This is a genomic window from Spirosoma gilvum, assembly GCF_054776815.1.
Map to the genome: position 1 here is coordinate 30,954 of NZ_BAAHBH010000018.1, position 12,050 is coordinate 43,003.

Annotated in this window: 7 protein-coding genes; all 7 read right to left on the reverse strand. The window is 51.8% G+C overall.

The features are described 5' to 3' along the window. Positions 1-61 precede the first annotated feature (61 nt). The 7 genes from ACYVFD_RS32635 to fbaA all read right to left on the reverse strand — a co-directional run bounded on the left by ACYVFD_RS32635 (position 62) and on the right by fbaA (position 11,948). Positions 62-1,378: a TldD/PmbA family protein gene (locus ACYVFD_RS32635; RefSeq protein ID WP_461094722.1), complete on the reverse strand. Its 1,317-nt coding sequence runs from the start codon at positions 1,376-1,378 to the stop codon at positions 62-64. Positions 1,379-1,476: 98 nt separating this feature from the next. Next, positions 1,477-3,120, reverse strand: a complete 1,644-nt coding sequence (locus ACYVFD_RS32640) for a TldD/PmbA family protein (protein WP_461094723.1) — start codon at positions 3,118-3,120, stop codon at positions 1,477-1,479. Positions 3,121-3,124: 4 nt separating this feature from the next. Then, positions 3,125-5,326 (reverse strand): penicillin acylase family protein, encoded by a 2,202-nt coding sequence (locus ACYVFD_RS32645; protein WP_461094724.1) that lies wholly within the window; start codon positions 5,324-5,326, stop codon positions 3,125-3,127. 186 nt (positions 5,327-5,512) lie between these two features. Continuing rightward, complete coding sequence (locus ACYVFD_RS32650; protein ID WP_461094725.1) at positions 5,513-6,961, reverse strand: SusD/RagB family nutrient-binding outer membrane lipoprotein; 1,449 nt, start codon at positions 6,959-6,961, stop codon at positions 5,513-5,515. Between the two features lie 84 nt (positions 6,962-7,045). Beyond that, positions 7,046-10,318, reverse strand: coding sequence for a SusC/RagA family TonB-linked outer membrane protein (locus ACYVFD_RS32655; RefSeq protein ID WP_461094817.1), 3,273 nt, complete (start codon positions 10,316-10,318; stop codon positions 7,046-7,048). A gap of 155 nt (positions 10,319-10,473) precedes the next feature. Continuing rightward, positions 10,474-10,722 carry a hypothetical protein gene (locus tag ACYVFD_RS32660; protein ID WP_461094726.1) on the reverse strand — a complete coding sequence of 83 codons (249 nt, stop codon included), beginning with the start codon at positions 10,720-10,722 and terminating at the stop codon, positions 10,474-10,476. Positions 10,723-10,868: 146 nt separating this feature from the next. Next, complete coding sequence (gene fbaA, locus ACYVFD_RS32665) at positions 10,869-11,948, reverse strand: class II fructose-bisphosphate aldolase (RefSeq protein WP_461094727.1); 1,080 nt, start codon at positions 11,946-11,948, stop codon at positions 10,869-10,871. Between the last annotated feature and the right edge of the window lie 102 nt (positions 11,949-12,050).

Here is a 12,050-nt window from a genome sequence, read left to right on the forward strand (position 1 = left end):
GGTCTGTGAGGACACAGACCACGGTTATAGAGTTGCTTTCGGCCAGCCCACTGTAAACTGATCATACAGCATCGGAAAGGCTGCTGAACGTAAAATCGCGAATGCGTAAGGGCGGCACCATGTTGCCTCGGGTGCGCTCAGGAATGCCAATAGCTTCGAGGTTGTTGAGCATGATGACTGGGCTTTCGTTGAACCGGAAGTTTTTGACCGGGTGCTTAATCTGCCCATTGTCGATGTAGAATGTTCCGTCGCGGGTAAGGCCCGTATAGAGTAAGGTTTGCGGGTCCAGCCAGCGCGTGTACCAGAACCGAGTGACCAGAATTCCTTTCTCAGTACCTTTGATCATATCGGCCAGCGACTGAGTTCCGCCCGTCATCAGAAAGCCAGTGGGTTCGGGAAGTGGTTTAACTCCTTTTTGCTTCGCCCAGTAGGGGGAATACGACAGATTTTTGACCACTCCTTTATCGAACCAAACCACTTTTTCATGCGGATAACCATCACCCGAAAACGGCGAACTGGGTATTTGCGAATCGGTTGGATCAGAGTAGATGGTAACGCGTTCGTCCAGTAGTTTTTCACCCAGACGCGTTCCCCCACCTTTCTTACTCAGAAAACTTCGCCCTTCATCGGCTGTACGAGCGTCCATGGCCCGCACCATAAACTGAATCAGTTCGCCAGCCGCCAACGGTTCCAGAATCACGGTGTATTTACCGGGTTCCAGCGCAACGGCCTTTTGCGAAGCACGGGCTTTCTGAATGGCGATGTCGGTTAACGCGCCGGTTTTAAGTTTGCTGACATCGTTGAAATCGCCCGCAGCATAGCCCGAGCCGGTTCCGTCGGGCGTACGAATCGTCAGCGAGAAATTGGCGTTGGTGCTTTTATGATACCCGAACAGCCCTCTGGTATTGCCAATAGCATTGAACGTAGCCGAATCATCCAGAAAACCTGCCCCGCTTAACTGACTGGCCATGATGGACTTGATACTGGCTCCGGCAAGCCTGGCCCGATCAGGCGCTTTCATGGTAGCTGTGGTTTCGACAAATGCCTGCGGACTGCTGTAAGTCTGTGGCCCCGGCATAGGCATGTACTCCGGATTTTCGGGAGCCAGCCGGGCCATTTCTTCCGCCCTACGAACCGCCTTTTCGAGCGAAGCATCATCGAACTCGTTTATATCTGACGTGCCGATCCGTTTGCCCAGCACAGCCGTCACCGATACGGTCAGGTTGTTGGTGGCTCCAGCCGTAGAAACGGAGTTCCGCGCAAACCGGATATTACCCGTTCGGCCACCGTTTAGCTCCACCTTCATCTCGTCGGCCTTCGAATAGCTCAACACTTTATCAATAAGCCGCTTGGCTTCTTCCTGCGATAAAATAGCCATTTGTTTTTATGGAGTATTAGGAGCGAGGAGCGAGAATGCTGGCGCAAGCCAGAGAGTAGGCGTCAGCATTCTCGCTCCTCACTCCTAATACTATTTTTTTAAATCTTCCGTCCGGTGTTGATTACGTTTACGCCATTGAAGCGGGTGGTGGGGCAACCGTGCGAGACGGCACTGGCCTGCCCCGGCTGACCTTTACCGTCGAAGAAGGTGCCAAACAAGCGGTAGTCGTCTTTATCGCAGATGCGGGCGCAGGAATTCCAGAACTCCTGGGTGTTGGACTGATAGGCGACGTCGTCGAGCATACCCGCGATTTTGCCGTCTTTGATTTCGTAGAAGAGCTGCCCGCTGAACTGGAAATTGTACCGCTGCTGATCAATAGACGACGACCCACGACCCAGAATGTAAATGCCTTTTTCGGTGTCCTTAATCATATCGTGGATACTGTATTTGCCTTCCGATGGCTGAAGCGACACGTTTGGCATCCGCTGGAACTGAACACCGTCCCAACTTTCGGCAAAGCTGCACCCCTGCGACTCTTTTTCACCCAATAAATGCACCTGATCGCGAGTGGCCTGGAAGTTGACCAGAATGCCCTTTCTGACCAAATCCCACTTTTTACAGGGAACGCCTTCATCGTCGTAACCGACTAACCCCATCGTATTGGGCTGAATCTTATCCGCTACCAGGTTAACGATGTTGCTACCATACTGGAAGTTTTTCGACTGCAGCTTTTCCATCGTCGCAAAGCTGGTTCCGGCCAGATTGGCTTCGTAGCCAAGCACCCGGTCGAGTTCCAGCGGGTGCCCGACGGATTCGTGAATGGTCAGGCCCAGATTGGACGGGTCCAGAAGCATATCGTACTTACCAGCCGGGACCGATTTGGCCGAGAGCTTTTCCTTTGCCTGCAAAGCCGCTGCCGTAGCGTCTTCGATCATGTTATAGGCATACCGGTAAACGGTTGGCCCGTTTGGGATCACGATTTTTTCAGCTGGGTTGTCGGACAGATACTCGTATCCCATCCCAATGGGAGCACTGAGTGCATCGCGGGATTTGAAACGACCCGTTTGTCGATTCACCGCCGATACCGTAAACGTCGGCCACATCCGATGCACATCCTGATCGATATACGACCCATCGGTTGAAGCAAAATACTTCTGTTCGTTGACGAAGAAGAGGTTCGATGTGACGAACGAAGCGCCATTTTTGAGGGCGGCCCCATTCACGTCCATCAGCAGGTCGATCTTTTCCTTAACCGGAATTTCAAAAGCATTTTTCTTGATAGGCGTTTTCCAGACCTTTTCACCTACCCCTTTCTGCGGGGCCAGCACCACCGGTTCTCGCTGGATTTCGGCATTGGCTTTGGCCATATCTACAGCCATGGCGGCACATTCGGCGATGCTTTCGGGCGTCATAGTATTGGTCGACGCAAATCCCCAGGTGCCATTGGCTATGACCCGAATACCAATTCCATATGACTCCGAATTGACGATATTCTGCACCTTGTTCTCCCGCGTGAACAGGTACTGCCGCAGATACCGCCCTATACGCACGTCGGCATAGGTAGCCCCTTTGCTTTTAGACGCATTGAGTGCCACATCGGCCAGTCGCTTTTTGACCGTTACGTCCATCCCCGGATTCAGCAGTTCCTCCGCCGAAATCGGATTCCCGGCTATCAGTCCGGCAGGCAGCATGGTTGCTCCAAGCCCCATACCAGACAACTTGACAAAATCACGTCTTTTCATACGATTACTTATCGCCTGGGTGATAGATTTTTTCGGCGTGTTTGTACACGTCGTCTTTATAGAAATAGATGTCTTTGTACGTACCGTCGATATAGCCTTTCACCTGGTCGAGGTAGTGGGGCGACGATGGATCGGAGCTGGCTCCTCCTGTCAGGATGGTTTTAGCCCGGAGCTTATCGCCAAACTCAACGGCAGCTACGAAGGTATTGCCCGTAATGCCGTATCGTTTGTGTGTTTTAGCCGTTTTTCGACTCACATACGCATTCAAAGACCCCATAAAACCCGGTGTGGCCGGAACACCCCAACTGAGTTTGTCATCACTAGGCTCCGAATCGGCTATGCGCTGGAACCGATTATCCATACCCCAGGGCACCTGCCAGGTTCCAAACTCTTTTTCAAGCTCAGCCACCACCTGTGCTAAGGCTGTAACCTGCTCTTTCGACGATAAAAACTCGGTTGTCACAGCGGCCCCGTTGGTCAATGAATACTGTTCTTCAGTAGTAGCGGGTTTCGCCAGTCGGGCCATATCGAGCTGAATGATTTTTTCCAGCCAATGCACCGTCAGGGTCGTAGCGACCGAGTTGGTATCTGTCCGGAAATTCCAGGCTTTCAGTGTTTCGATGGGTTGAGCCAGTTTTGCCTTGAGCGAATCGCCTACCAAATTATAGGCAGCAATCAGACTCGGCACAAAGCGTTCGCCACTGGGCAGATAGGTATCGTACGACGCCTTGATCACATCGTCCATCGTTGCGTTTTTTAGTGGCGTCAACACCTTTACGGCATGAACGGCGCGGGGTGTATGTCCATCGGGCAGCATGTAGGACGGTAGCTTGTTTAACATGTCTGTATTCAATTCACCGGCACCGTACAATGGCGTTGAGTTACAGTTCTGTAGCCAGCCGTTGGCCGGATTGATGTAATGCGGAAGTTCGGTCAGTTCGTGTGTTCCCTGCCATTCGGTGGCCGAGGTGGTGCCATCGACCGGCCGACGCCAGTCGAGTAAAGGATTTTTCTTCGGTACAAAATTGCCGTGCCAGTAGGCGATGTTTCCTTCTTTATCCGCATAGACAATATTGCTGCCCACCATAGCCCTGGCGTTGATGGCACTGGTAAACTCCTTCATATTCCGGGCCTTCATTTTCAGCCAGTGCATGCCCAGCAGTTCGATGTTTGGCTCGTAGGTTTTGAGGGTAATCCAACGGGTTGCGGTTGCGTATACTACGGGGCCATGATGCGTGCGGTAGGTCACGAACTTCTTTGTTGCCCAGCTATCCCCTTTCTTGTAGCGGAGTTCGATCGTCGTGCTATCGACCGGTTTCCAGGCACCGTCGTAGCGATACATCCATTTCCCTTTTTTCCACTCCACATCCTCGGCATATAAATCTTTAGCATCGGATAGCGAGACGGGATGCATCCAGCCCAGAAACTCGTTGAATCCCTGAAATATGCTAAACTGACCCAAAAACGGCGCTCCGTACGAATTCAACCCTTCTTCACTGACCAGATGGATTTCGATACGGCCGTAGTACTCCGCATGGGGATTGATGAAGAGCATCGCCTTTTTGCTCTGCGTACGGGACGGAGCCAGCGCAAAGCCGTTTGAACCGTCGTTCTTGGGTGGCTCGGCGGTAAAACTTCGGCTACCGGTAGCACCCTGAGCCGCTTCTTTCAGGTAAAACGCTTTGAAATCGGCTTCGGTAACGTTACTCCCACCCATGGCCGGAACGTTGTTCATCAGGATCATCCAGGGTTCGGCACGGGTAAGCAGTTTGGGCTTTACGGCCGGATGCGTAATCAGGTAATAATTGATCCCACCCGCATAGGCATCACATAGTTTTTTGAGCCAGTCGGGCGTTTTTCTGTACAACTGAACCGCTTGTGTCGAGTCGATAAACATTCGCGTCCAAAGGTCTCTGTAGATAGCAGACTCCCCTTCCAGTTCGGCCGACCGGCCCAGCCGTCCAATCAGCGACGTTTCGACCTTCTCAAAAAACTCTTCGCACTGAATGTACATTTCGCCAAACACCGCGTCGGCATCGGTTTTGGCGTATACGTGCGGAACACCGTAAGTATCTTTGACAATCTCAATCCCCTTCGCCTGTTTTTGCAGCGCCTTTACCTCCTGCGCCGAAAACGGGGTCTGAGCCGAAACCGAACGGGCAATCAGGCCAGCAAGGATAAACAGCCAATAAATGTGTCGATGCATTTCTGTTCGATCTAATAGTTTCTTACGGATTCACCGCTCGTCCGCGATTGCATCGCGGATGACTGAGGTTCGCGTCTGTGACGCTATTGCAAGCTTATTCTTTTACCTGAAACCCCTCTCCTCTCGCGTCACAGACGCGGGCCTCACCCATCCGCGATGCAATCGCGGACGAGCCTAAGAGCCTAACTACTTGTAAATGGTAACGGACTCAAACAAACTCGGTGCTGAACGCGGGCTGTTTGGGTTTGAGTTGAGTTCGTTTTGCGAATAGATAAACCGACCGGGCAACTGGCTGCCGTTGTTTGGCTTCAATTTAACTCCTAAGCCTTCAGCACGGGTACGGCGCTCATCATTCCAGCCAAGGTGCTGACCGTAGAAGGTCACATAGCGTTCTTCCAGGATTTCGCGTAATAACGCCTTATCGGCAGCAATACCATCTTTGTTTTCAATCCCACCAACGGCAAAGTCCTCCGCAACATACGGATCATATTTGTAAGTACCGGCCACTTTATACGTTGCATGCAGGTAACCCCCGCTGTTCAGAAAACTCCGGTAGGTATTCAGGTGGGCCAGCGCAGCGTCGAAGCCTTTCCCCGAACGTAATGCCATTTCGGCCAGCGTCAGGACGTTTTCCTGATAGGTGACGAGCGGAAAACTGGCGTCGCGGGCAAAAAAGCCCCGGTTTGTTGTGGTCGTCAGCGTGTTGGGCTCAATGACGCCCGGTGCATTTACGCCATTTTCGAGGTAGTAGAATTTGAACCGGGCCGTTTCATTGGTTTTCGCATTGCCCCGGTACGTAGCTGTTTTGGCTGGATTGAGCAGTTCGGCATTATAAGCCCCTTCGGCCGTGATACTCCCGGCCCGAATGTTGGTCAGGAAGCTGTAATTCTGGTTTTCATTGGCACTGGCAACGATTCCGTGTGGCGAATACATCGAGTTGGCATAGGTGCTCACCCCGGCCTGAGCCGCTGTATAGGCTTCGTTATACTGCTTGAGATCAATATACAAGCGCGCTTTCAGCGTGTTAGCCACCTGTTTCCATTTCGTCAGATCGCCCGCAAAAAACAGGTCTTTTGTACCGACGGTCCCGATGCCTGATTCCAGATCGGCAATGCCATCGTTCAACTGAGCGATCAGCTTGGGAATCAACTCCGCTTGGGCTTCAAAACGAGGATTGGGAAACTTCGTGGTATTGGCCGTTTCGGTAAATGGCACATCGCCCCAAAGCTCCGAAGCGGTACCGATGTTCTGCGCCTGAATGATTTTGGTGATCCCGGCCATGACGCGGTTGCCCAACTGATTCGCCTTGTCCAGCGTCCGAACCGCATTTTTATTGGTCCCGGTAAAGAACAGGTTCCAGTCGTCGTCGAAATTAGCGGCCGTAATCTGATATTGTCCCCAGGTACCAAACTGCTGGAAACTTCCGAACCCGTAGCCCGTCCAGACAATGGTGAGCCGACTAGCCATGCCTTCCTGCGAAGCCATGTGGGCAACCTGTGTGCCGGTAAAAAGATATTCGGCCGACGCGTCGGTGGGGTTGTTGGGGTCCTGGTTCATATCCGACACCAGCGACTCACAGGAGGAGGAAGCCAGCCCAATCAATACGGCAAAAATGGCTTTATATCGTAGTTTCATGGAAGTGATATGTAACGCGGGTGGAAACCCGCGAAAGTTTAAGTTATAATCGCGGGTTTCCACCCGCGTTACAACCAACATTGATTAATAGTTGATTTTCAGGCTAAACACCAGCGATTTAGTACTGGGATTGTTGAAATAATCGACTCCACGGGCATTACCTACTCCCGATACGTTAGTTTCTGGATCGATGCCCACGACCTTAGTCCAGAGCACCGGATTCCGGGCCGTAACCGCGAAACTGACCGATTCAAGTTTAGTTTTCTTGCGAAAACCGGCTGAGTTGAGCTGATAGCCGAGTGTGATTTCCCGAATCCGGGTCCAGCTCCCATCGCGAACAAACTGCTCGGTCAACTGCCCCGAGTGGCCACCAATAGAGGTATAGAACGACTGGTCCAGCAGAACAGGTCCCCCGCCGTAATCTTTCACATTGCCACGCAGCGTTGTACCCGCTTTGAACAGCGTTCCGGCGTAGTTGTACATATCCTTCGACAGAGTCACTTCGTTACCCACATCGGCATAGGTTCCGAAATTGACCAGCACACCACGGGTTCCTTCGTAGAAATCACCGCCCTGAAAGGTTTCGAACAGCACATTCAGCGACAGTTTTTTGTACGAAAGATTGGTACCAAAACCACCGCGCCAATCTGGATTCGGGTCACCAACAATGCCCAGCGTGGTTCCCAATTTCGGGAAGCCGGTCGGTGTCAGGTTCATGGAACCATCTTCATTCCGTTGATATACGCCACCATAGAAAGACGAAAGCGCGTCGCCTACGTGCGCTACAGTGCTGAGAGCCCCGCCCGTAAAGGTGATGATTTCAGTACCTCCTAAGTTGGTTACCCGGTTTTTGTTACGGCTCCAGTTGGCGAATACATTCCACTGGAAGTCCGTTTTCTGAAGCACATTCAGGTTGAAGTCGACCTCCATCCCTTTGTTTTCCATACTCCCGGCATTGGTGTATTTCTGGCTAAAGCCCGTCGACCCCGCTGCCGAAACCTGCAATAACAGGTCGCGAATCTGGTTCTGGTAATACGTGTAACCAATGGTCAGCTTGTTTTTGAAAAGTCGTAGGTCAGCCCCAATTTCCCACTCCGTTTTGCGCTCGGGCAGGAGGTTTGGATCGCCCTGGGTAGCACTTTCGACATAAGCCCCACCATAGCCTGAACTGGTCAGTGCCGTGCCCCAGTCGGTAAACGAGGCCGCAATGTATGGGGTTGTGTTTCGGTAGGGTTCAGGCTGGATACCCACGATACCATACGATGCCCGCAGTTTTCCGAACGATAGCGGAGTACCCCGAAAAATGGGTAATTGGCTGAACTGCCAGGCCACATCCGCCGATGGGTAGTAGAACGTCGATTTGGAAGCGCTGCCAAAGGTTGACCCCGATTCACTGGCGAGCGATCCGTTGACAAACACCTGGTTAAAGAAGCCCAGATTGAGCGTGGAGTACAAACGCGCTGTCCGGCGATGAGATTCGGTATTGAACGGCGAGTTGTTGGCCGCTGTTGAGTTAGCGAAATTGGCGGGCGCTTCTTCCAGGATGAAGTTATTCATTGTACCACCCAGCAGGTTCGAAGAACGATCGTTGATGTTGAAGCCCAAGATCAGCGTACTGGTTATGTTCTCACCAAAATCTTTGCTGGCCCGGCCAATCACGTCCAGGTTCAGTTCTTTTTCGGAGATAATCCGTTGATCGTAGGTTCCTGCGCCTGAGTTTTCGACCGAGTTTACTGGATTGTTCGTCACCCGACGGTCACTGAACATATCGATGCCACCCCGAGCCGTAATACTGAACCAATCCTTCGGTGTAATCACCATTTCGGAGTTCATAATCAGGCGATCCACTTCCGAAAAGTTGGTCAATTCATTGATCGTCCAGAGCGGGTCATTATAGCTTGGATTGGCCGAAGCGCCCAGGTAATTCCGGTAGGCACGTTGCCGGTTCCGAATGCCAGCTGCCGTGGGTGAAGCGTAATACGTCCCTTTCCAGTAACGGCTGTCGAAATCGGGCGCTGAACGCAGCATACCCAGATAGAGCGCACTGGTGTTGTCGCCTTTCTGAATCCGGTTGGAGGTGGTTCGAATGTAGTTTGCATTGGCCGACGCCCGAACAACATCGTTGAATTGACGCAGGGCATTGAACCGGACTGAGTTGCGCTTATAATCACTTTGCCCGGCAAAAATCCCCTTCTGCCCTAAATTGCCCAGACTCAGGTAGAAATTCCCCTTGTCATTGCCTCCACTTAAGCTGATGTTGTTGTCCAGATAGGTTCCTGTACGAAACACCGCATCCCGACGAGCTTCGTTGAAGGTTTCTTTCGAATTTTTGGTAAGGATGGGGTAAAACGTTTTACCCTGATACGATTCAAAACGGGCTCCGTTCATGTTGACCGCATCGTCGCCCCCCGCCCGATTGGCAATTTTATCACCCCAGGAATACTGGGTGGTAGGGTTGTAAACGCCACCCGTTCCTTGTCCGTAGGCTTCCTGAAGCGGATGTAATACGTTCACTTTATCGAAAGAAACCGTCGAGCTGAAACTGACATTCAACTTATTATCGGTAGCGCCCCGCTTGGTGGTAATCACAATAACCCCATTGGCCGCCCGTGACCCCCAAAGGCCAGCCGCCGAAGCGCCCTTCAGGATTTGCATACTGGCAATGTCTTCCGGATTGATGTCGTTTAGCCGCGACTGTTGCGCTACGCCACCTCGTGAGTCGCCCGTGGTGTTGTTGCTCATCGGCACCCCGTCGATGATAATCAGGGGCTGGTTCGAGCCTGTAATCGTGTTCTGACCCCGAATCTGGATGTACGAACCGGCACCCGGATCGCCGGTAGAGCGTGAAATCAGAACGCCAGCCGCTTTACCCGCCAGCCCGTTGATGACCCCCGTCTCACCCGAGCGTTTGATATCTTCCGGCTTTACGGCCGATAAGGTAGAGCCCAGCCGGTCTTTTTCTTCTTTAAAACCGAGCGCCGTAACGACCACTTCGTTCAGAATTTTAGAATCAGGGGCCAGGGTTACGTTGATGGTCGTCTGACTACCTACTTTAACCTCCTGAGATACATAACCGAGAAATGAGAAGATCAGCACGCTTTCTGCCGAAGGCACATTGATGGAGTAATTACCATCGGCATCGGTTGTCGTTCCCGTTGTGGAGCCTTTAATAGCTATATTGACACCTGGTAGTGCAATTCGGTCTTCCTGAGCCATTACTTTTCCTTTGATGAGCATAGCGGCCTGTTCTGCTGAATTACCCCGACGTACTGTTTTGGTTGGCTGTACCGCTTTATCTCCTTTTTCCGCTGGCCGGGTATGGGCACCGGCTGTAGTGATCAGCGAAGCGGAGATCATCAAACACCCTAAGGTCCGTATTCTCCTTTGTAGTGATAATCCCATTGCTCTCTTTCTGGTTAATTGGTTGTATGAATTGACAAAAGCTCGGTTTACCATACCGTTGACAGGCATGGCATGGAATAGACTAGATAACAGACCGTTACCGTAAAGTGCTACCAGATCATCAGTATGATAGAAGCGGCTATTTTCAGCCACTGGTTCCAGGCTCGAAAGCCATTCGTCGATGCTGACTGAGCAGCCGTTTTCTGAATGAGCTCAGCTTCCTGCTCCATGTAGGTTTTGGCCAGCTCGTCCAACTTTCCTTCCCTGAGCAGTTCCAGAAATACCTCCAGCTCATCGTCCGTTGCCCGATTGGCGAGGTACCGTTCCAGTAAAGTTGCCATCATCGTTTGCTCATCCATAAGGTTCTCGTTAAGTACCCATAAGACAATCGAGACCCCGGACGAGGGTACCCCTCCCATTAAAAATTTTTAATCTTCGGGCATAAAAAAAATGCCGGACCCCTCAGAGCCCGGCATTTTTGAAATTGTATGGTTATAACCGATAGCTACGCCAGTCGGTTGATGCAGTTCAGATCTTCGAACGCTACTTTCAGGCGTTGCACCATGCTTTCTTCGCCTTTACGCAGCCATACACGAGGATCGTAGTACTTCTTGTTTGGCGAATCAGGTCCTTCGGGGTTACCCAACTGCGATTGCAGGTAGCCTTCTTTGGCCTGGTAGTATTTCAGAATCCCTTCCCACATCGACCACTGCATGTCGGTATCGATGTTCATTTTCACGGCACCGTAGCGGATGGCTTCGCGGATTTCTTCGCGGCTGGAACCTGAACCACCGTGGAATACGAAATTCACTGGCAGCGGGCCTGTGTTATACTTTTCCTGAATGTATTTCTGCGAGTTGTCCAGAATAATCGGCGACAGCTTCACGTTGCCGGGCTTATATACACCATGCACGTTACCGAACGCAGCCGCGATGGTGAAGTTCGGCGATATTTTGCTCAGCTCTTCATAAGCATAGGCCACTTCCGAAGGCTGGGTGTACAGCTTGGAATCATCCACGTCGGAGTTATCGACGCCGTCTTCTTCACCACCCGTTACGCCGAGTTCGATTTCCAGCGTCATGCCGATTTTGGCCATCCGCTCGAAATATTTGGCGCAGATTTCGATGTTTTCTTCAATCGGCTCTTCCGACAGGTCAAGCATGTGCGAAGAATACAGGGGCTTGCCGGTTTGATCAAAGTGTTTCTCACCAGCAGCCAGCAACCCGTCGATCCAGGGGAGCAGTTTTTTGGCGCAGTGGTCGGTATGCAGAATAACCGGAACGCCGTAGAGTTCGGCTACATGGTGAATGTGTAGCGCACCCGAAATGGAGCCCGCAATGGCCGCCTGTTGTTTGTCGTTAGGCAGGCTTTTGCCAGCATAAAAAATTCCACCGCCGTTCGAGAACTGGATGATAACCGGTGAGTTAACAGCTTTGGCTGTTTCCAAAACAGCATTTACGGAGTTAGTCCCAACGACGTTGACGGCCGGAAGGGCATAGTCGTTCTCATTGGCATGACGAAAAATTTCGGTGACACCTTCGCCGGTCACAACACCGGGGGCAAAACGGGCGGCTACTTCGCTCATAATTAGGTCTAATTTTGGATTCGTTCAAGAAATAGTTTACCGAAAGTGCGACCGGTTAACCTATTTAATTTCGAAGGGTAAAGTTGGGGATATTAGCCGAAT

What these genes read in the sequence shown, in the direction of transcription:
- ACYVFD_RS32635 (WP_461094722.1), bottom strand. Translation starts at nt 1,378, where the DNA reads ATGGCTATTTTATCGCAGGAAGAAGCCAAGCGGCTTATTGATAAAGTG.
- ACYVFD_RS32640 (WP_461094723.1), bottom strand. Translation starts at nt 3,120, where the DNA reads ATGAAAAGACGTGATTTTGTCAAGTTGTCTGGTATGGGGCTTGGAGCA.
- ACYVFD_RS32645 (WP_461094724.1), bottom strand. Translation starts at nt 5,326, where the DNA reads ATGCATCGACACATTTATTGGCTGTTTATCCTTGCTGGCCTGATTGCC.
- ACYVFD_RS32650 (WP_461094725.1), bottom strand. Translation starts at nt 6,961, where the DNA reads ATGAAACTACGATATAAAGCCATTTTTGCCGTATTGATTGGGCTGGCT.
- ACYVFD_RS32655 (WP_461094817.1), bottom strand. Translation starts at nt 10,318, where the DNA reads ATGATCTCCGCTTCGCTGATCACTACAGCCGGTGCCCATACCCGGCCA.
- ACYVFD_RS32660 (WP_461094726.1), bottom strand. Translation starts at nt 10,722, where the DNA reads ATGGATGAGCAAACGATGATGGCAACTTTACTGGAACGGTACCTCGCC.
- fbaA (WP_461094727.1), bottom strand. Translation starts at nt 11,948, where the DNA reads ATGAGCGAAGTAGCCGCCCGTTTTGCCCCCGGTGTTGTGACCGGCGAA.